At 44.8% G+C, this 23157-nt stretch carries 13 protein-coding genes and 1 pseudogene; 12 read left to right on the top strand and 2 right to left on the bottom strand.

All coding sequences use genetic code 11. The features are described 5' to 3' along the window. Window positions 1-193: 193 nt before the first annotated feature. Window positions 194-1747: pseudogene (locus H8S63_RS03895) on the bottom strand (AAA family ATPase). Window positions 1748-2155: 408 nt separating this feature from the next. Between H8S63_RS03895 and H8S63_RS03890 the strand changes: the two are divergent. The 12 genes from H8S63_RS03890 (at window position 2156) to H8S63_RS03835 (ending at window position 21533) form a co-directional block, all read left to right on the top strand. Beyond that, a complete protein-coding gene (locus H8S63_RS03890) occupies window positions 2156-3283 on the top strand; it encodes a FecR family protein (RefSeq protein WP_186925781.1) in 1128 nt (375 codons plus the stop codon). A gap of 199 nt (window positions 3284-3482) precedes the next feature. Next, entirely contained in the window at window positions 3483-6833 is a 3351-nt protein-coding gene (locus tag H8S63_RS03885) for a SusC/RagA family TonB-linked outer membrane protein (RefSeq protein WP_229101815.1), read from the top strand. A gap of 12 nt (window positions 6834-6845) precedes the next feature. Then, window positions 6846-8762, top strand: coding sequence for a RagB/SusD family nutrient uptake outer membrane protein (locus tag H8S63_RS03880; protein ID WP_186925779.1), 1917 nt, complete (start codon window positions 6846-6848; stop codon window positions 8760-8762). Between the two features lie 192 nt (window positions 8763-8954). Next, window positions 8955-10490 (top strand): ADP-ribosylglycohydrolase family protein, encoded by a 1536-nt coding sequence (locus H8S63_RS03875; RefSeq protein WP_186925778.1) that lies wholly within the window; start codon window positions 8955-8957, stop codon window positions 10488-10490. A gap of 7 nt (window positions 10491-10497) precedes the next feature. Then, window positions 10498-12648, top strand: coding sequence for an alpha-N-acetylglucosaminidase (locus H8S63_RS03870; RefSeq protein ID WP_186925777.1), 2151 nt, complete (start codon window positions 10498-10500; stop codon window positions 12646-12648). A gap of 39 nt (window positions 12649-12687) precedes the next feature. After that, window positions 12688-13995: a family 16 glycosylhydrolase gene (locus H8S63_RS03865; RefSeq protein WP_186925776.1), complete on the top strand. Its 1308-nt coding sequence runs from the start codon at window positions 12688-12690 to the stop codon at window positions 13993-13995. A gap of 42 nt (window positions 13996-14037) precedes the next feature. Next, entirely contained in the window at window positions 14038-15318 is a 1281-nt protein-coding gene (locus H8S63_RS03860; RefSeq protein WP_186925775.1) for an acetylxylan esterase, read from the top strand. 33 nt (window positions 15319-15351) lie between these two features. Next, window positions 15352-16254, top strand: coding sequence for a ribokinase (gene rbsK, locus H8S63_RS03855; RefSeq protein ID WP_186925774.1), 903 nt, complete (start codon window positions 15352-15354; stop codon window positions 16252-16254). Window positions 16255-16266: 12 nt separating this feature from the next. Beyond that, window positions 16267-17274, top strand: coding sequence for a GRP family sugar transporter (locus H8S63_RS03850; RefSeq protein WP_186925773.1), 1008 nt, complete (start codon window positions 16267-16269; stop codon window positions 17272-17274). A 13-nt stretch (window positions 17275-17287) separates the two neighbouring features. Continuing rightward, window positions 17288-18118: an endonuclease/exonuclease/phosphatase family protein gene (locus H8S63_RS03845; RefSeq protein ID WP_186925772.1), complete on the top strand. Its 831-nt coding sequence runs from the start codon at window positions 17288-17290 to the stop codon at window positions 18116-18118. Between the two features lie 9 nt (window positions 18119-18127). Then, the gene (locus H8S63_RS03840; protein ID WP_370527600.1) at window positions 18128-20704 is read left to right on the top strand and encodes a glycoside hydrolase family 3 N-terminal domain-containing protein; all 2577 of its coding nucleotides are present in this window, start codon (window positions 18128-18130) and stop codon (window positions 20702-20704) included. A gap of 274 nt (window positions 20705-20978) precedes the next feature. Then, the gene (locus H8S63_RS03835; RefSeq protein ID WP_186925771.1) at window positions 20979-21533 is read left to right on the top strand and encodes an RNA polymerase sigma-70 factor; all 555 of its coding nucleotides are present in this window, start codon (window positions 20979-20981) and stop codon (window positions 21531-21533) included. A gap of 454 nt (window positions 21534-21987) precedes the next feature. Here the strand turns inward: H8S63_RS03835 and H8S63_RS03830 are convergent, their stop codons facing one another. Then, window positions 21988-23133: an ATP-binding protein gene (locus tag H8S63_RS03830; RefSeq protein ID WP_186925770.1), complete on the bottom strand. Its 1146-nt coding sequence runs from the start codon at window positions 23131-23133 to the stop codon at window positions 21988-21990. Window positions 23134-23157 lie beyond the last annotated feature (24 nt).

Below are 23157 nucleotides of genomic sequence, written 5' to 3'. Positions count from 1 at the left end.
TACTTAGATAAATAGAGTTCAATTTTACGTCAAAAAGGGATACAAAAAGACCATTATTCGTATGAAAAGCTTTTATAAGGCTATCTTTTCGCAAATGAATCTCATTGCCACTATATAATAATACGACATTACTCCACTTTCCACCTATCCATTATTGCATATTTCAATGACCAACTATACTTTTCATAATGCGCTATGCATCAGCATCAGGGATTATTTTCCACTCCTTAATGCCACGTGTCTCGGAAGAGAAGTCAGCACCTATCTTATATAATTTGCGGGGATCTTTTGCAAAAGGCAAAGCATAACCCTTCTCCTCTATCTGACGTAAAGCGTCGTCGGCACTACCATCAAGTTTAAGTTCCATCACGTAAATATAGTCCTTGGTTTTCAACACAATATCTATACGTCCATTACTAGTGGTACGTTTTACGTCGGTATAAAAGCCTAACATTTTAAACACCAGATACATCGCATTTTGAAAATAAAGTTCCATCTTCCCCGTTATCTTGTAGTCAGTATCGGCAAACATGGATTACATTCGCTGCATAAAGCTTTCAGGAGCACCACGACGTATATCCATGATAAAGTTAGTGATGAAAAATCCCGTCTTTTCTTCTTCCGGTGTGTAAAAAGGTATCAGATATTTAATGAAACCACTTTCCACCTCTTTGTTGGGAAAGCCCAACCGGTAGATATCAAATTCTTCATTATACCCCTTTATCGTGAGATATCCGCTCTGATAAATGACAGGAATAGGATTACGTGACATGGAATCAATGCTATTCAAAAAGTCACCGGAAACTTGCTCTTCGGTTAACTTGTCCAACTGGTAATTCGAATTCTTCATCAGATAAACAAGGAATGAAGGTGTGCCTATTTCAAACCAATAATTGGCAAACTTCATTTTAGCTAAAGTATTGAGGATGCTGAAAGGATTATAAAGTCCTTCGGTTTTGCAGTCAAAATGATAACCATCGTACTGTTCCTTCAGTTTGGTGTAACATTCCTCCTTTGTCAACCCATTTCTTTCACCTAACAGTGCCACATCATTATCAAAGTATTCGTGAAGTTCTCTATCTGTGATACCGCAAATATTGATGTAGCGGTCGTCCATAGAGATATCATTCAAGTTATTCAAATCACTGAACACACTCACCTTGCCGAATTTCGTCACACCTGTCAAGAAAGCAAGTTTGATATAGCGGTCTTGTGTTTTGAGTACAGAGTAGAAAGCTTTCAGCGTGCTACGATATTCTGTCTGTAACAGCTCGTTACCAATAGCTTGCAGCATAGGCTTATCGTATTCATCCACAAAAATAACTACACGATGACTAGTCTTTTCGTAAGCACGTTCTACGATTCCCTTTAAGCGTAAAGCAAAAGTCACCTCTGTAGGAAAGGTGCCGTATATTTCTTCCCATTTTTTGAGACTGTCATCAAGAACATGATTCAAGCTATCCATCTCATCATATTTGGCAGTATTCAAGTCAAGATGAAGAATAGGATGTTCTTCCCATTTATGTTCCAACTTCTCGATGGCAAGTCCCTTGAAAAGTTCCTTTTTACCGCTCAGATAAGCTTCCAGCGTAGAAAGAAGCAAGCTCTTCCCAAAACGTCGGGGACGGCTAAGAAAATAATAACGTCCGGTAGTAGTCATTTGATAGACTAACGCTGTCTTGTCTACATACATATAACCGTCATTTATCAGACTCTCAAAGTTCTGTATTCCTATGGGGTAAATCATAATGGGATTATATCGAACTCACGTTAAATTATACAAGTCCTCAAATGCAGAAAAAGAACCTTCCGACAATGATTGCAACAAACTATATATTCTGTCGTTTTCCATCATATTTCATTGATTCATTGTTTAAGTATTTCCCGTCTTTGTACGTTTTGTGCACAATATTATGAATAAAATCCGAATTGAACCTTATAACACCTTATCCCAACACCTCGGACAGCCGTCCTGCCTGTACATGCCGCACCCCTTCGCGCATCTTCTTCCTTCCCCAAAAAAATTCTTCTACAAAAAGCAAAATTTTCGACTATCACTGAAAAGAAACAGGAATCTGTAAAAAAAGCATTTTCTTTTTAGGGTAAGTTTGAGATGAGGTGTTATTCCTATAGAAACGATAAAAAAACAATTCTAATGGACAAAGAATTATTACATACATATTTTAGAGGAGAAGCTACTCCCGAAGAAGAGAAACAGATTATGGATTGGGCCGAGTCTTCACCCGAAAACTATCAAGAGTATCTGAAAGAGCGCAAAATCTGGAATGCCATACTGATGTATTCGGTCAATCCAACCATCAAAGCCACAGCTACCCACAAACGCCTGTTCCTTTCCTTATACAAATATGCTGCCATCGCCGTCATCGCTTTTGGAGTGGGGTTCTATACCTTACATAATAGGAATGTGCCGGGCGATTTCCTGTCTCATCTGTCCCCCATGGACATTTCCGAACCGGTGCTGTTACAGAACAATCAAAAATATATCGCGTTAGGAGCAGAGTCGTTCTCCTTGAATGAGCAGAAAGGCATTGTAAAGAACAACCACACAGACAGATTGCTCTCCTATCATCAAGAGGACGCTTCACGGGGTTTCTCCTTCGGGAAAAAGAGGGCCGACAACCGTCTGCTGGTGCCTCAGGGACAAACCTACAAGCTGGCACTCGCGGACGGAACAAACGTCATGCTGAATGCAGAGTCCGAATTGACATTCCCGTCGGAGTTCGACACAGACAGACGTGAAGTCTTCCTCAAAGGAGAAGCGTTTTTCCAGGTGACCCACAATGAAAAGGCACCGTTTATCGTACATACCGACCAATTAGACGTGCAAGTGCTCGGAACCACTTTCAACGTGAGCGGCTACAACAACGAAAATATGCTGAAGGTCACCCTTGTAGAGGGTTCCATCCGTATACACCAGCAGGGAGACTCGGTAAAGATTCGTCCGAACGAACAATACAATTACAACAAGAACACCCGGGAGAAGCGGGTTCAGACCGTAGATACGGAATTGTTCACCTCATGGGTCAACGATGAATACATCTTCAAGGATACCACGTTGGATGAAATCTTCAACCGAATCAACCACTGGTATATGTTTGATGTCACTTATGAGTCACCTTCCTTGAAAGAGAAGAGATTCTTCCTGACCATCGGCCGGGACGCTTCATTAGACCAAATCATACAAATCATCAACAGTACTGAAGAAGTATGTATAGAGAAAAAAGATAATCATATTGTTGTTAAAAACATTCCAGACAAATGAACTCATCATAGCCCATAAAACCAGAAATCGAATCCGATTACAGATACCCCATGGTTCAGTAAATAATCAATTACTTAAATTTAATACATAAAGTATGAAAGAAGACAGATATTTATGTTTAAGAAATTTATTTAGAAACATAAAAAAAGCATTTTTTATCGGACTATTGGTCCTCATGGCCCCGCACATAGTTCACTCTATGCCAACCAGTTCCCGGTTTGAAGACAATTACAACATCAATCTCTCCTTCAAAAACGAAACCTTAGAGAATGTCATTAAAGAAATTGCCAAGCAGGCCAACGTCAGAATCATCTATAGTTACGACCAGGTTGATTCCTCCAAAAGAATCAATGCCAACATTCAGACCACAGACATCCAGAAGGCCTTGGAAACGGTGTTAGGAGACGACTATGCCTTCAAACAAGAGGGAAACTACATCACTATCGTAGAAAAGAAAGCATCCTTCGTTCCACAGGCTACGCAACAGAAGAAAAGGGTATCGGGGCTGTTAACCGATGGAAACGGTGACCCCCTCATCGGAGTGACAGTGACCGTCAAAGGAAGCAACAAAGGCATCACTTCCGACATGGACGGTAAATACACCCTGGAGAATGTAAAGAACGGCGATGTGCTCGAATACCGCTATATCGGATTTGTTACCGAGGAACGGATTTACAAAGGGGAGCGGACCATCAACATCCGCATGATGGAGGCTTCCGTTGGTCTGGACGACGTGGTGGTCATCGGCTACGGTCAGCAGAAAAAGGAGAGCGTGGTCTCCTCCATCAACACCATCGGTCCCGCCGAATTGGCTATTAAGCAGCGCAACCTCAAGAACACCTTAGCCGGACAGATTGCCGGTGTAATTGCTATACAGCGAAGCGGCGAGCCGGGCAACGATGCCAGTGCTTTCTTCATCCGAGGACAAAGTTCGTATGCCGGTGGCGTCAACCCGTTAGTATTGGTGGACGGTATTCCCAGAAGCATGGACGACATTGACGTAGATGAAATCGAAAGCTTCACCGTACTGAAGGATGCCGCAGCCACGGCCGTTTATGGTGCTGAAGGTGCGAATGGCGTTGTATTGATTACCTCCAAACGCGGTAAAGTGCAGAAGACACAGGTGAACTTCAGCGCGCAATACAGCATCGTGACCCCGACCCGTATGCCCGAGACCTTAAACTCCTACGATTACATGTCCATGTACAACGAAGCCGTTTGGAACACCAAAGGTAATCCCGACCTGGAAAACTACATTCCTCACTACTCCACAGAGTTGTTGGAGAAATACCGCAATGGAGAAGACCCCGACCTCTACCCCTCAGTGGATTGGTTCGACCTGCTGAAAAAGCATACGCAAAGCCAACGATACACCATCAACTTCAGAGGAGGTTCGGACAAAGTCCGCTATTTCGCTTCCGGTTCCTACTACAAGGAAGACGGTATCTTCGAATCCAACTCGACGGAAAAGTACAATGCCAACATTGGCTTGCAGCGCTTCAACCTGCGTTCCAACATCGATATGGATCTGTCGAAGAGCACACTGCTCTCCATAGACATGAGTGGTCAGTACACGATGAAGAACCAGCCGGGTTTCTCATCGGACGATATATTCGCCAAAATTGCCGGATTCCCGGTGCACGTCATCCCGATGTCCTACTCGGATGGAACGGCTTCGGACCACTACAACAATGGTAAGGGCACGGACTATCAGCCTTACAACATGTTGAACCACAGCGGTTACATGAAGACTTGGAGTGCTTTCCTGCAGACTAAGGTCACGTTGAAACAAAAGCTCGACTTCATCACCAAAGGCCTTTCTGTACGAGGTACGGTCAGCTTCGATGCCGACTTCTACTCCACCATGAAGAGAGACATGAAACCCGAGAGTTTCTATGCTGAGGGACGCAACGAAGACGGCTCGCTTAAGAAGAAAAAGATGAAAGATGAATCTCCGCTCTCCAACCCTTCGAACAATGGCACGAACGGTGTCAAGAAAATCTATTTGGAAGCTGCCTTGGACTACAATCGGACCTTCAACAAGGTACACAATGTGACCGGTACCCTGTTGTACATGCAGAAGGAGACCCAATGGCAGAACAGAAAAGACCTACAACTCCTGCCCTACCGCAAGCAGAGCGTGGTGGCCCGTGCTACATACGGCTATGATAACCGGTATATGATTGAAGCCAGTGCGGGTATGACCGGAAGTGAGAACTTTTCCGACGGGAATCGTTGGGGCATCTTCCCCGCAGTCGGAGTGGCCTGGTACGTCAGCCACGAGCGATTTATGGAAGGAATCAGCGACTACATCAGCAAATTGAAACTGAGGGCCTCCTACGGTATTACCGGTAACGATGAGATTGGAGCGTCCAACCGTTTCCCCTATCATGGTAGCATCAATACAAAAGTGGACGGATATAATTTCGGTTTGGTGCCGGGACTCGGCGGATATGCCACCAACTATTTGACGGGAGTTGTGGAAGGTAACTTTGCCCTGCCCGGTCTCTCTTGGGAAATCGAGAAGAAACTGAATATCGGTATTGACTTGGGTTTGTTCAACGGCAGAGTAGATTTGAGTGCCGACTACTTCTTCAACCGGAGAAGCGACATCCTGCTGCAACGCAAAACTGTGTCTCAAGTAACCGGTTTCCGCAATATGCCCTTTCAGAATTTCGGTATCGTGGACAACCGGGGTATCGACGCCAGCCTTGTCCTGAAACAGCGCATTGGGCAGGTGAGCCTCTCCGCCCGAGGCAACATCACCTACGCGAAAAACAAGATTAAAGAGTACGATGAAGAACCCCAGCGGTTCGACTATCAGAACTACACCGGAAATTCGATAGGAGACGACATGCTGTACATAGCCGACGGGCTCTATACTCCGGATGACTTTGACATCACTACGGCTGCCAACGGTGCGCAGACTTATCGATTAAAAGAGGGTATGCCTGTTCCCGCAGCCTTGGTCGCTCCCGGTGACATCAAGTACAAGGACCTGAACGAGGATGGTGTCATCAACGGATACGACCGAACTTACAAGCACGGCTTCTACAACGATCTACCGGAAATCGTGTATGGATTCGGTCTGAATGCCGAGTGGAAAGGCTTCTTTGCAGGCGTGTTCTTCCAAGGTGCCGCACACAGTTCCATGAGCGTGCTGGCCTCCATGCCGTTTGCCTACGGAGTGGACAGCGGTTCTGTCCGCCAAGAGGTAAGCAATCACTGGAGAGCCTCTGACCCTTACAACCAAAACGTGCTCTACCCCCGCTTGCACGACAGCCATTTTGCCCACAACACCCTGCCTAGCACTTGGTGGCAGCGCGATGCCGGTTTCCTCCGTCTGAAGAATATCGAGATAGGTTATGAGTTCAATGAAAAAGCCCTGCGCGCTTTACGGCTGAAAAATCTCAGGCTCTACCTGCAAGGTAACAACATTGCCGTGTGGGACAACATCAAGTTCTGGGACCCGGAATTGGGTGGAGACAATTTAGGTGCCAAATATCCGCTGAGCAGCAATTACACAATCGGAATTGAAGTTACATTCTAAAACATAAAAAGTATGAGAATCTTAAATAAAATAAAGGCTGCGGCATCAGCCTGTGTTTTGAGTTTATCTCTGGTCGGATGCAGTGATTACCTGGATGTTTCCGACGAAATGGCCGAAAGCTTGGATATAGAAGAAGTATTCAGTAACCCCACTTATACCCGCCAATGGCACGCCAACCTGTTCGGGTGTATCTCAGAGTATTCAAGTATCGGAAGAAACGTACAAAGCGGTCTGGCTGGTGTGTGGGTGTCTATGTGTGGAGAAACCACCATCGGTGGCTCGGGATGGACAGAAATGATCGGCGGATTCACCGCAGACACTGCCCCCTACCATCGTTGGGGAGATTTGTACCGCTACATCAGGGACGCGCATATTTTCCTAGACCGGGGCACGGCATTGGGAGGCATTGACGATTTGTCTCGGATAACTGAGGAGGAGATGAGAAGAATGAAAGCGGAAGCGAAATTCTTGATTGCGTACAGCCACTTCTCTCTGTTCGAGTTATACGGGCCCGTTCCCGTCATGGCCGATGACATTGACCCGGAAGCCAAGGAACTGGATTTTGCCCGGTCTTCCGTGGACGAAATAGTCAACTTCATCGACAACCTTTTGGTGGAGGTGATAGAGTCTGGCGACCTGCCCCAGACCATTATCGAAAACCCTTCCGCTGAAGGAAATGACAAATACAACCTGTATGAGATTGCCCGCCCTACTGTGACTACCGCCTTGGCCTTGCGCGCCAAATTGTGGGTGTATGCCGCTTCTCCCCTGTTCAACGGAGGATATGCCGAAGCCTTAGAGTTGCAGAACAATGACGGAAAGCAATTGTTTGCCGCTTACGATGCCAACAAATGGAAGATTGCCAAACAACGGCTGGAAGACCTGTTCAGGAACACGACCAAGAACGGGCACGAGCTGTTTACCGTAAAGAACCCAGACGGCACCATCAATCCTGACGAGTCCTACTACCAACTGTTCATGAACTACAATGACGAGATTCTGTGGTCCACCGGTGTGAATCACTGGCACACCTCCATGGAGGCCAATACCAATGCAAGAGACTGCAAAGGCTGGGGCTATCTCGGTGTATCACAGGAATTGGTGGACGCCTATTTCATGAAGAGCGGACTGACGATTGACGACAAGGGCACCGAATACCGGGAAGAGGGTTTCTCCGATGTGGTCAATCCTTGCAACGAAAACAAACGGTTGGACAAAAACGTGTTCAACATGTATGTCAACCGCGAGCCGCGCTTCTATGCCAGCATCGGCTACGAAGGTAAGAGCTGGCACATCCAGCCTCCTGGCAAGCCCAATTACACTTTAGGTTTCGCCAGAGGAGAGGGAAGTGACATTTCTTCAGCAGATAATCCGCGCACCGGATATCTCCCCACCAAGCTCAAGAACAGGAAAGTGATGGCTCGATATGATGGCTATCCTCAGCGTTGGGGCCGTCCCTCCATCTTGTTCCGGTTGGCCGACTTCTATCTCTACTATGCAGAGGTCTGCAACGAAATCAACCCTAACGACCCCAACATCATCAAATGCTTGGATGAGGTGAGAAAACGTGCCGGCATACCGGGCTATCAGGAACTGGCCACTTCCGGAAAAAAGAACATCATCGGAAACCAGGCGCTGCAACGCAAGATGATTCAGCGCGAGCGTCAGGTGGAACTGGCGATGGAAGGCCAACGCTATTTTGACATCCGTCGCTGGATGATTTGCGGACCGGGTGAAGATGCGGACCAGAGCGTGTTCCATGCCATGAACATGAACGGCTTCAAGGATAAACCAGCCGGTGACCCCAAGTCTTATTTCACCCGTATCCTGTTAGAGAGACGTGCCTGGCATAGGGCGATGTATCTCTACCCGATACCTCAGGCTCAGATTCAAATCAGCAAGTTACTAGTGCAGAATCCATTATGGTAAACTGATTTTCATCACAGATTAAGGGGGTATTTTAACTCACCACAGAGTTGCACGGAGTTTTTACGAACTGATTATCAGCAGTTATACTCTGTGAAACTCTGTGTCCTCTGTGGTAAAAAGGAGTTTTGACACACCCTCGTATGGTGAATTTTATATAACAAGAATTACATAACTATGAAAATGATAAATAGAATGAAAATATTCCGATTACTTCCACTTTGCCTGTTACTCTTCGTCTCGTGCAACAACGAAAAAGATAGAACGATAACATTGGATAAATCCGTCTTACTGGACAAAATCGCAGGAGGATGGGCCGGTAAAATGGTCGGTGTGACTTACGGTGCTCCGACGGAGTTCAAGTATTTAGGAAAAATCATAGAGGACTCCATACCTTGGGAACCTAAAAAGATAGAGAATGCCAAATGGGAGGACGACCTCTATGTGCAGATGACCTTGATGGATGTGATGGACCGAAAAGGCAGGAATGCCGACGCCAAAGTGTTTCAAGAGTTTTTCGCCAACTCGGGGTATAAGCTCTGGCATGCCAATGCCCAGGCGCGCAAGAACTATCACGACAGCATTTTCCCGCCGATGTCCGGACACCCGGACTATAACTTCCATGCCGATGACATCGACTTCCAGATAGAAGCGGACTTTATTGGCATGATGTGTCCCGGATTGCCTCAACTGGCCAATCAGTGGTCTGACAAAATCGGCCACATCATGAACTACGGAGACGGTGTCTATGGTGGTGCATTTGTGGCTGCGTTATATACCGAAGCTTATTTGGAGAATGACATATGCAAGATTATCACCAAGGCCTTACAGTCTTTGCCGGCTGAATCTGATTACTACAAGATTATCCAAGACGTATTGTCGTTCTACAAGGAAAACCCGAACGATTGGAAAGCCGCCTGGCAGAAGTTGCAAGACAAATGGGAGAATACCGACATCTGCGGTGTAGGCGTACCCTTTAACATTGACGCCAAACTGAATGGAGCCTATATCGCTTTAGGCTTGCTGTATGGCGAAGGCGATATCAACAAAACCATGGACATTGCGACCCGCTGCGGGCATGACTCGGATTGCAATCCCTCTACTGCATTGGGAGTACTAGGAGTGGTTAAAGGCTATCACAGCTTCCCCGATGCTTACAAAGAGGTATTGAGTAACGTCAAAGATACCCTTTTCGTGCATACCAACTATACTTTGGAGAAAGCCATCTATAAGACATTGGCATATATCGAAAAGAATGTCACCGACTGTGGAGGCAAAGTGAGCGAGGAGTGCATTGAATTCAAGTTGCAAGAGTCCCGGCCACTGGCATTCGAAGCCTCGTTCCCCAATCTCGTTTTTGACAAGCGCATCGCCATTCCTAAAGAGAGTTCGTGTGTGCCCCAAGGAAAATGGGAAATGCAGAACAATGTGTTGTTCAGCGACCAAGCAGGAGATGAAATCAGCTTCGAATTTGAAGGCAGCGGAATAGCCCTGTACGGATGGTGGATCAGAAATGGCGGCAAGGCAGATGTCTATGTGGATGGTGTATGGAAACGCACCATTGACTGCTATTACAATTACGGCAAGCATGAACATAAGAATGCCAATATTTACCATATCTTGAACTTGGGGAAAGGGAAACATCAAATCAAATTGATGGTAAGAGGCGAGAAAAGGCCGGAATCGGAAGGATGTGTAATCGGCATTACAGAGGCTGTCATCTTCAAATGAGATTAAAATGAGAATCATTCATGTTTTTGTCCTGTTGCTGTTAGGAGTTGCTGCTTGTGCAGCAACTCCTATCAAGGGGTTGTTGGAACGCATAGACAAAGGAGCATCGCGCAAATTTATCATTGAGCAGACGAACGCTCCGACCGACTTTTTCGAGTTGGACCAAAAGGACGACAAGGTTGTGGTTCGTGGCAACAATTATGTATGCATCGCCACCGGCCTGAATTGGTACCTGAAGTATTATGCAGGGATTCATCTCTCATGGAACAGCATGCAGGCTGAGTTGCCAGAGGTGTTGCCTGCTGTGAAGCAGAAAGAACGCCACGAAACGACCATGAAGTATCGCTATAATTTCAACTATTGCACATTCTCGTACACGATGGCCTTTTGGGATTGGGAGCGCTGGGAGAAGGAAATCGATTGGATGGCACTACATGGCATTAACCTGCCCTTATCCATTGTAGGAGCAGATTGCGTTTGGTATCATGTGCTGGATAAGTTAGGTTATACCCCAAAGGAAATCAATGAGTTTATTGCCGGTCCGGGATTCCAAGCCTGGTGGCTCATGAATAATTTGGAGGGTTGGGGCGGTCCGAACCCGGACAGTTGGTACAAGAAGCAGATGGCCTTGCAACAACGGATTGTCAAACGGATGCGCGAATATGGCATCGAGCCTGTATTTCCGGGGTATTCCGGAATGGTTCCCCATAATGCCAAAGAGAAATTAGGATTGAACGTATCCGACCCGGGGTTGTGGTGCGGCTATCATCGACCCGCTTTCTTACAACCGACCGACTCACGTTTCCAAGAGATAGCCTCTTTGTACTATAAGGAGATGAACAAACTGTTTGGCAAAGCTAATTATTACAGTATGGATCCGTTTCATGAAGGAGGAAGTGTGGCTGGAGTGGATTTGGATGCGGCAGGAAAGTCAATCATGCAGGCCATGAAAAAGAACAACCCCAAATCGGTCTGGGTGGCACAAGCGTGGCAGGACAATCCCCGTCCCAAGATGATTGAGAACTTGAAGTCCGGTGATTTTATTGTACTTGACCTGTTCGCGGAAAGTCGTCCACAATGGGGGAATCCCGAATCGACATGGTATCGGAAGAACGGCTTCGGTCAACATGACTGGATTTTCTGCATGTTGTTGAATTATGGAGGAAATGTAGGTTTGCATGGGAAGATGGAGCATATTATCAATGAGTATTATAACGCCAAAGAAAGTCGGTTTGGAAAAACAATGAAAGGCATTGGTCTGACTATGGAGGGAAGCGAGAACAATCCGATCATGTTTGAATTAATGACCGAGTTGCCTTGGCGCTCACAACGTTTTGACAAAGACCAATGGCTAAAATCCTACACAAAAACCCGTTATGGGAAAAGCAATTCCGCTGTAGAAAAAGCCTGGAGGCTATTGAGTAACTCCATTTACAATTGCCCACCGGCTAGCACCCAGCAAGGAACTCACGAGTCTGTATTTTGTGCGCGTCCTTCCGAACATCCTTATCAAGTTTCGAGCTGGTCGGAGATGAACGATTATTATCATCCCAATGATGTCATTCGCGCTGCCTCACTGATGGTTTCCGTAGCCCATCAATTCAAAGGGAATACCAACTTTGAATATGATTTGGTGGATATTGTTCGTCAAGCGATTGCCGAGAGAGGACGTCTCATCGAAAAGGTTGTGGAAGCGGCCTATGCCTCGGGCGACAAAGTTTTGTATAAAGAGGCATCCAACCGTTTCTTGAACCTGATTCTCCTTCAGGATAAATTGCTGGCCACACGCCCGGAATTTAAAGTGGGAACTTGGATTAATCGTGCCCGTGACTTAGGAAATACGTTGGAGGAAAAAGCCCTCTACGAATGGAATGCCCGTGTACAGATTACGACTTGGGGCAACCGAACAGCCGCAGATAAAGGCGGATTACGCGATTATGCTCATCGGGAATGGAGCGGACTGCTAAAAGATTTCTATTATATGCGTTGGAAAACATGGTTTGATTACCAGACCAAACTGCTCAATGGGGAAAAACCGAAGGCAATAGACTTTTATGCCATCGAAGAAGCTTGGACTAAACAGACCAATGCCTATTCCAACCAACCGGAAGGTGATTGCATACAAACTGTAAAACAATTATTTGCTGAATTGTTTTAAATTAGATATTAAGAAATGACCATTAACTATTTTGAAGCTATGAGATATGTATATTCGATAATTGCAGGTTTGTTCTTGTTCCCATGTCTGAGTTGTAGTACAGATACAGCGGAGTGGTTGGATGAAGAAAAACCGACCGATGCTGTTCCTGTAAAAGGGATGAAACTGGTATGGAATGATGAATTCAATAGAACGGAACTGGATGCAGACAAGTGGTTCACTCAATATTATTCTACTTTAGATTTTGTGACAAAAACCAAATGGGAACAGTTTCAGAGCGGAATTCTTCCTGAACCTGCGTATAAATTTACAGGAAATTCCATTGTGCTATATATTGATGAAAAAAAACCGGAAAAGGCTTATTGGGAATCTAGCGGTAGAAAAATATCTTCCATCCAGACCTACGATTGGAGATTAAATAAAAATTTATTGGGTGATAAGGTGGGTGGATACATAGAAGCACGCATTCGTAGAAATGCGACTGAAGGTGCTCAGCTCGTAAACACCGCATTTTGGTTCGATTCTCCCGGCCCCGATGCGAAATATTTTATCGAGGAAGGAAATACTGCCAAAAATACAATCGGAGTACGGCCGCGTGGGCAAGTCTTTGAGATTGACATGTGCGAGTACTTGAATACGGAGATCGTACTTCATGGCAACGTCAATTCAAAGGGTGAGTATGAGTACAGTATTGGAAAATACTTGGTGAATGATGTGAATTTTAAGAACAGATGGACAACCCATGCCTTGCTCTGGACACCCAATTCCCTGAAATTTTACATTGATGGTATATTGAAAAAAGAATGGTCAGATCCCAACGACATTAAATCTCCTAATCATTATATGAACATTTATTTTGGTGCGTATGGGAAAGGAGGAACCGTGTCAACGGAAGTTGACTATATCCGGTTCTATCAGTGGGATTTGGAGGAGGGCAATGAACTTCCTAACGGTAATTTTGAATATGGTGACGGTTTGTACCCTTGGGAAGGTGACGCACAAATCGACAAGAACAATGTAAAAGACGGGAAACAAGCTTTGTCCATTGCATCCGGGAAACAAATAAGCCAATATGTCTATGTCGATCACACCTCTTCTTACTGCTTAGAATATTGGAGTAGCGGTTGTCTGGAAACGAAAGTCGAAAACATTATTCCTGTGGTTGGAAATGTACAGGATACTTTTCAGAAAGAGACAAACTTCGATTCCTATACTAAGGAAACCATCGTATTTTCTTCAAAGGAAGAAGTCGGCATAAATAAGGCTACCGTAAAAGTAACTTTCCGCAATAAAGGAAACAGCCCTGTGCTGGTTGACCATGTAGTTTTGAAAAAAGGTTTACGATAATACGTTCACCAATTCATGCTTTTAACAGTTAAAACGGTATATATGAAAAAAACTCTATTTTCATGCTGTGTCCTCATAGCCCTGCTATGGGGCACTACTTTGGAGTTGATAGCCCAACCCGCCCAAAGACTGATTAACGTAGTGGTATCACCCGACCACACCGACTGGAAATATAAATCCAAGGAGGAGGTCACTTTCACGGTTCAAGTGTTCAAGGACGAGAATCTGTTGGAGAATGCAATGATAGATTACGAGATAGGACCGGAGTGTTTTCCGGTAGAAAAGAAATCCAATGTTGTATTGAAAAAGGGGAAGACCACTTTGAAGGCGTCACTGAAGGAACCGGGCTTTTTACGTTGCAGAGTGTTGGCCAAGGTGGACGGACGTCAATACGAGGGTTTGGCCACGGTAGCTGTTGAAGAAGAAAAGATAGTGCCGTGCACTTCCCATCCGGAAGACTTTGACAACTTTTGGAAACAGGCTATCGAAGAAGCCCGTAAGTTGCCACTTGACCCCAAAATGATTCTGCTGCCCGAAAGATGCACTGAGACTCAGAATGTATATCACATTAGTTTTCAGAACCACATACCGTGCTCCCGCATCTATGGAATCTTAATCGTGCCGAAAAAAAAGGGTCGTTATCCGGCCATTCTGCAAGTTCCCGGAGCCGGCATCCGCTCGTATAGAGGACTCAACTTAGGAGATAATATCATTACGCTGGAAATCGGCATCCATGGTATTCCCGTCGATTTGCCTCAAGGGATATATACCGATTTGTCTTCCGGACCTTTGAGTTGGTATCAGGAAATCAACAAGCACGACCGCAACGGCCATTATTACAAGCGAGTGTACGTGGGTTGTGTGAAAGCGGTGGACTTTATTTATTCTTTGCCGGAATTTGACGGTTCGACCATTGGTGTAACCGGTGGAAGCCAAGGAGGCGCGCTTTCTATTGTAACAGCCGGTCTGGACCCACGCATCAAATTCCTGGCCGCACTCTATCCGGCGCTTTGCGACCATGTCGGCTATTTGAACGGACGTGCAGGAGGATGGCCGCACTATTTCAGGTATACCCCACCCAAAGCAAACGAGATGGAGACATTGGCCTATTTCGATGTGGTCAACTTTGCTCGTCGCATAAAAGTTGAGGGATGGTACAGCTGGGGATTCAACGACCAGACTTGCCCTCCCACCTCCATGTATGCTGCCTATAATGTCATTCCGGGAAACAAGGAGTTGCATCTTTACCTGAGAACCGGACATTGGACCTATCCAGAACAGGAGAGGGCACGGTTAGAGTGGTTAAAAGAAAAATGCAAATAAAGAGATTACCTTATACTATTTTAATGTCGTATCATGAAAAAAATCATAGTCATAGGCAGTTCCAATGTGGACATGGTGATGAAGACCTCTCACCTGCCCGCTCCCGGCGAGACCATCCTCGGAGGGGAGTTTCTGATGAACCAAGGAGGAAAAGGAGCCAACCAAGCGGTTGCAGTCCGAAGAATGGGCGGCAACTTGATATTCATGGCCAAATTAGGGAATGACATCTTGGGACGGCAGTCTTTGGAATATTTTGAAAACGAAGGCATAGATACCCGATACCTTACGCTCACTGAAAACGCAGCTTCCGGAGTGGCACTGATTAGTGTGGACAGCCAAGCTGAGAATAGCATTATTGTGGCCTCGGGGGCCAACATGCTACTGAATGAACAAGATGTGGATCGGATAACGGAAGAGATGGAAGAAGGAGATATCCTCCTGATGCAACTGGAAATACCGCTTCAGACTGTGGTCTATGCCGCTAAAAAAGCTTTTGAAAAAGGAGTAAAAATGGTGTTGAATCCAGCTCCTGCCTGTAATCTGCCCCAAGAGTTGTTCCCATACTTATACATGATTACCCCGAACGCCATCGAAGCCGAAATGCTTGCAGGCATGAAATTAGGTACTGATGCCGAAGAAGTAGGGAAAAAGCTGTATGAGATGGGAGTAAAGAATGTCATCATCACCTTAGGAGCAAAGGGGTGCCTCATCATAGAAGAGGGCATCTCCTATCACGTCGATGCCTTTAAAGTGAAACCTATTGACACCACGGCTGCCGGAGATACATTCAATGGAGCGTTGTGCGTAGGCTTGGCAGAGGGGATGGCCTTAAAACAAGCAGCAGTGATGGCTTCCAAAGCCTCCTCCATTGCCGTAACCAGAATGGGCGCACAACCTTCCATTCCTTATCGCAAAGAAGTAAATACGAATATCTAAGAAATAACGAATATGTTTATAGTTGAAAATTACGAATTGGCAGTGGTGTTGTGCTGGGTGACGATGCTCTGCTGGGGTTCATGGGGAAATACCCAAAAATTGGCGGCCAAGACATGGCGCTACGAATTGTTCTATTGGGATTATGTAATTGGTATACTTCTCTTCTCGCTGATTTTGGGATTGACCTTAGGAAGTTATGGAGAGGCAGGCCGTAGATTTATACAGGATTTGCAACAGGTAAGTGCCGAAAATGTGCAAAGCGCTTTTATTGGCGGCATCATTTTCAATGCTTCCAATATCTTGTTGTCGGCTTCCGTATCGCTGGCCGGTATATCGGTGGCTTTCCCTATAGGAGTAGGGCTGGCTTTGGTATTGGGGGTATTCATCAACTATTTCACCATGCCGAAAGGCGATCCTGTCATCCTCTTTTCGGGTGTCCTCCTCATCGTACTGGCTATTGTTTTCAATGGAGTGGCTTCCCATAAAGTATCTAAGGCATCTGGACAGAACAGCCGGAAAAAAGGCATTGTGATAGCCATCTGTGCCGGCATTCTGATGGCCTTCTTCTATCGTTTCGTAGCAGCCGCCATGGATTTAGAGAACTTGGAATCGCCTACGGCCGGTATGATGACGCCCTACTCCGCCCTATTTGTGTTTGCCATAGGTATCTTTGCCAGCAACTTCCTGTTCAATACGTTGGTGATGAAAAAGCCTTTTACCGGAGAACCGGTGAATTACAGCCAGTACTTCAAAGGGAGTTTCAGCACTCACTTAGTGGGTATCTTGGGAGGCATTATCTGGGCATTGGGAACCGCATGCAACTATATTGCTGCCGGTAAAGCCGGTGCGGCCATATCTTATGCCTTAGGACAAGGAGCGACAATGGTCGCCGCATTGTGGGGTGTATTTATCTGGAAAGAATTTAAAGGCGCTTCAAGATTCACCCGTCTGTTACTGACCCTCATGCTCATCCTCTTCATTTCGGGGTTGGCTTTAATTATTGTATCTGGTGGAAATTAAAAAGAAACAAGTTATGAAAAAATATATCATTGCTTTAGGCGTTTTATGCCTATGTTTAGAGTTGGTGGCTCAGAGCTACCCTAAAAAGAAAAATGCAATCCGAATTTTAACTTACAACACACACTATTGCAAGGGAGCCTCAGACCCTGGAGAGATAGCTAAAGAAAATATAGAGCATCTGGCTCAGATTATCAAAACTTTGGATGCCGATATTGTAGCCTTGCAGGAACTAGACAGTGCTTCAGTAGGCCGGGGGAACCGGTATCTGTTGAAAGACATAGCTGATGCAACAGGCTGCAAATACATACTGGTATATGGGAATGCCGCTCCATTCGACGGAGGCAGTATCGGTTGCGGAGTACTGGTCAAGAAAAAACATCCTATTCAAAGCACCGAAGTCATTCCTTTGCCGGGAGACGAGCCAAGGGTTGCCGTGAAAATAGATTTCAAGCATTTTGTCTTTATTGGTACGCACTTCGATCTCAATGACGAAAAGCGTAAAGAAGGGGCCGCAATAGTGTGTCATTTAATGAAAGATGAAGAGAGACCGGTGTTCCTTGCCGGTGATTTAAACGATTCTCATCGTTGGGCCAAGGGGGGCATAGCCTTTCCTGTATGGAGGAAACAGTTTAAAATCATTAGCGATATCAACGGTAATTCCATTCCGAGAAGGACGGATGACGGAGCCTTAATCGATTATGTACTTTTGTTGGATAATCAAAAGGCATCAGAGGTAAAGATTTGCCAATCAAGCATCGTACGCACTCTTTCCATTGACGGGAAAACAGTAGATACCGGCACCGTTTCGGATCATTATCCTATTTTTGTTGATGTAAAACTATAGCACACCGATATGATGATCAAAAGAAATCTCCTCAAATTGTTCTTTTTCGGTTTATCGCTTCTGCCGGAGATGTCATCTGCCCAGCAATGGCCATACCAACAAAGTTCCCTTCCCATAACTGAAAGGGTGGATGATTTGTTGGGACGCATGACCCTGGAAGAAAAAATAGCACAGATCAGACATATCCATTCATGGAACATATTCAATGGTCAGGAACTGGATATGGACAAGCTCAAGAATTTCACCGGAGGTCTGAGTTGGGGGTTTGTAGAAGGATTTCCACTGACAGGAGCCAACTGCAAGAAAAACATGCAGTTGATACAACAATTCATGGTGGAGCATACACGCTTGGGAATCCCCGTATTTACCGTTGCCGAGTCATTGCACGGTTCGGTACACGAGGGTTCCACAATTTATCCCCAGAATATAGCCTTGGGAAGTACCTTCCGGCCGGATTTGGCTTACCGGAAAGCAGCCATGATAACCAAAGACCTTCACGCGCAGGGAATACACCAGGTATTGGCGCCTTGCATCGACGTGGTGAGAGATTTGCGGTGGGGACGCGTGGAAGAGTCCTTCGGCGAAGACCCTATATTATGTGGACAGTTTGGCATCGCCGAAGTCAAAGGATATATGGACAACGGCATCTCCCCCATGCTGAAACATTACGGTCCTCACGGAAATCCGTTGAGCGGATTGAACTTAGCTTCGGTAGAATGCGGACTTCTGGACTTGCATGAGGTTTATTTGAAACCGTTTGAAATGGTGATTCGGAACACGCCCGTATGGGCAGTCATGTCCACTTACAATTCCTGGAATCATGTGCCGAATTCGGCTTCGTATTATTTATTGACAGAGATTTTGCGCGGACAGTTCGGCTTCAAAGGGTATGTCTATTCGGATTGGGGAGCCATCGAAATGCTGAAAACGTTCCATCGCGTGGCGCATGATTCTGAGGAAGCGGCCATGCGGGCTTTTACGGCCGGTCTTGATGTGGAAGCCTCCAGCAACTGTTACCCCGAACTGGTCAACCTGATACGGAAAGGAAAGTTAGATGAAGAGGTACTGAATGAATCGGTGCGCCGAGTATTGTATGCCAAATTTAAAATGGGGCTTTTTGAAGACCCGTATGGCAAACAGTATGCTCAATGTGAGATGCACGAACAAGAAAGCATACGATTGTCGAAAAAGATTGCGGATGAATCGGCTGTCTTATTGAAAAATGAGAACGGACTTTTACCATTGAATGCCGACAAGTTGAAATCTGTTGCAGTGATTGGTCCTAATGCGGACCAAGTGCAATTCGGAGACTACTCATGGACCCGTAACAATAAAGACGGAGTGACTCCGTTAGAAGGTATCAGGCAGCTACTAGGAGATAAGGCTACAATCCATTATGCCAAGGGATGTGACATCGTGTCCTTGAATGCCGATGGAATTGAGGAGGCTGTGGAAGCGGCACAAAAAAGTGAAGTGGCCATCCTGTTTTGCGGAAGTGCCAGTGCGGCTCTTGCGCGTGATTACAAAAGTTCGACCAGTGGCGAAGGATTTGATTTGAACGACTTGAATCTGACCGGAGTGCAAGGCGAACTGATTAAAGCCGTATATGAAACCGGAACACCGGTAGTGTTGGTTTTGGTAAGCGGAAAGCCGTTTGCCTTACCTTGGGAGAAGAAACACATTCCGGCCATCTTGACCCAATGGTATGCCGGAGAACAAGCCGGCCATTCGATTGCGGATATTTTGTTTGGAAGGGTTTCTCCTTCAGGAAGACTGACATTTTCTTATCCGCAGAGCACAGGACATCTGCCGGTATATTATAACCATCTTCCTTCCGACAGAGGATTTTACAAAATTCCCGGAAGTTATGAATCTCCGGGAAGAGATTACGTCTTCTCATCGCCGGACGCTCTTTGGGGCTTTGGCCATGGACTGACTTATACCTCTTTTGCTTACAAGAATCTAAAAAGCGACAAAGAACATTATGAACTCAATGATACGATATACCTGGATATTGACATTGAAAACACAGGGAAAAGAGCGGGAAAAGAGGTCGTACAGCTGTATGTGAATGACAAAGTGAGTTCAATGGTTACTCCCGTAAAGCAACTGAGGGATTTTAGGAAAGTGAGCGTTAAAGCCGGTGAAACCAAGACGGTGAAACTGAAAGTCGCTGTGAATGACCTTTATATGGTAACTGCCGATAATAAAAGAGTGGTCGAACCGGGAGAGTTTGAACTGCAAGTGGGAGCTGCCTCCGACAATATCCTCCAGATGAAAACAGTCACTGTCGGTGAATTTGCATCTGCCGTTACTGTCGAGAAACAAAAAACGGTAAAAAGCAGTAAGATAATTCCTGTACATGGAGAAATAAGGGATGTGCAAGCCACCTTGATAGGGAAGGTCAACATCCATGCCAAGAGCACAGGAAAGCTTCTTGGGAAAAGCGATGAGAAGGGCTGCTATAAGATTAACGCAGGAAATCAGGAGGTATTGGTATTCAGTAAAAAAGGATACCAAAAGTTGGAAGTACCTGTCGACAATCAAGAAGCCATCAATATACGCATGAACTACGGCGAACATTAAGACGCTGTAATCATCTAATCGTTTTCAAACAAAAGAGAAAAAGACCTCATAAAACCAGTCAAAACCAGTTGCAGAGTGTGAGAAATACGGGATTCAATAAGAGTCCCGTATTTTTTTTATAACCGAAAGATGATAGAATATTCCATTTATTACACTATCTTTGTTCAATACGGCATGAATCAGGAGTTTGTCATCAGTGATGAGCAACAACTTGAAATGTACTCCACTTATGAGCGCCTGAGTAAAATGAAAAATCTTAAATTATTGAAATACAATGGAATCATTCAGCCTACTCTTTAAAAAATATAAAGAACCATTCATATCTTTTGCCAATTCTTATCTGCACGATAGGGTTGCAGCAGAAGATATATATACGGATGCAATGGTGCAATATTGGGAAAAGAGGGATGAACTTTCTTCGGATGTAAATGTTCCGGCCTACATTCTTACCATAGTAAAAAATATGGCTTTAAACCACTTGCGGCATTTGCATGTAAGGGATCAGGTTGAAGATGAAATAGCCAATCATCGGATGCGCGAGTTGAACTTTAGAATCTCTTCATTGGAGTCGTGCGAACCTTTAGAGCTGTTTGCCTGGGAAATACGAGAAATCATCCGGAATACATTAGATGAACTGCCGGAACAGACACACATTATATTCCACAAAAGCCGGATTGAGCACAAAAAGAACAAAGAGATTTCAGAGGAATTGAACATCAGTATCAAAACGGTGGAATATCACATTTCCAAAGCACTGAAACTGCTGCATATACGCTTAAAGGACTATCTCCCCATTATATATCTGCTATTAACTTCTCATTATCGGTAAACCGGCGGCCGTTTGTCTTATACTGATATAGGTAGACGTATTTAACGTGAGTTCGATATAAGTATTAAATATATTTGATTGAATATTAGGAATATAGTGATAAATTTACAGCGCTAAATTATAACATTTAAAGCATTACCGCTATGTTTCTAATTATAAGTGAAATATATTTATTCTTATATCGAACTCACGTTAATTTATCTATAGTCCAAAGAAAGTTTGCTCCTATAGACAGGAAGTTTAAGGCTTATAAAGAAGAAGTTGATATATAAGATACCGCATCCAGTGGACTAATAGTCAATATACATCAGACCAACAGTCGACATACATGAACATAGACATTGATGAAAATGGGGATTAGAGACAGGTGAAAGGAAGGTGAAGGCCTGCCCTTCACCCGCTAATGCCGATGAGCAGGACATTGTGAAGGATGAAGGATATTTCCTCGAAATGATTATTTTAGTATACCGGCGTAAGGTAATGTCTGTAACCACAACTCCATAAAACGGTCGTATACACAATATCCCTCTTCTGCCTTAAACACATATTCTTTATTAACCAGAAACTTAAGAGCCGCATTAATACTACTCGGACCCTTCAATCCATACTTCTTAATAAATATAGAGCTATTAATAGCTGCAACAAATCGTTCCCGAGCGATAGCACGCAACAAAGTAGACTGGTTCTCGGTCAGCATACCATATAAACGCTGATATTCATCCATCTCAGAGCGAACTATATCCGTCAAACATTTCTCAAAGATGGTTTCATTTAAGACAGACTCCTTTTGTTCATAAAGTCGGTTCAGCACATACTGTATATACCATGTATGCCCATTAAAACGTTGATAAATCATCTGAAAAAGTTCATCACTCAAATCTTTTCCTCCGACCTGCATCCAACGTATGGCAAAAAGAGAATAATCTTCTAAAGGGATGGATGTCAGATTCATTTTTTCCGTACTCCGGTAAAAAGGACGTTTCGCTGAACCGAACATTTCTGCCATCAGATGTTGTTTACTTCCTGAAAAAATAAAATGTACATGAGGTAAAAATTGAATGTAAGAGCGCAACAAGCCTTCTACCCCTTTTTCCGGATATTCAGTGATCTGCTGAAACTCATCAATAGCGATATAACATTCCTTTCCCGAATGTTCCAGATAATCAAAAATCTCCTTTAATGTCGCTTGTGCCTGGGAAGGTTGAAAATCAAGAGTCGCTTGTGGCACTCCCGTTAAGACATCGGGGAAAAACACTAAACGACAATTTTTAAAAAAGCCACTGATTGCCGCCAACGTCTTCTGCGATAAATTATCTAATTTACCAATCACAGTCTGCCCGAACTGAATGATAAAATCATCCAGACATGTCGTGGAAAAAATATCCATGTAAAAACAGGCTGCCTCCGGATAATCCCGTCGTATCTGATGAAAAACGTTCTGTATTAATCCGGTCTTACCCATACGGCGAGGACTCATTAAGGTCACATTTCTTCCATTCCGTAAAGCGGATATCAAATGTTCCGTTTCTTCTATCCGATCACAGAAATACTTAGGACCAGCATAGGCATAAATCAAAAAAGGATTATTTACATCACTCATATTCAAGCAATTATTTATAGCGTA

This window comes from Bacteroides sp. NSJ-39 (assembly GCF_014287315.1).
Taxonomy (GTDB): Bacteria; Bacteroidota; Bacteroidia; order Bacteroidales; family Bacteroidaceae; genus Bacteroides; species Bacteroides finegoldii.
The sequence above is the reverse complement of the archived record's forward strand: the minus strand, read 5'-3'. Positions and strand labels throughout refer to the sequence as shown.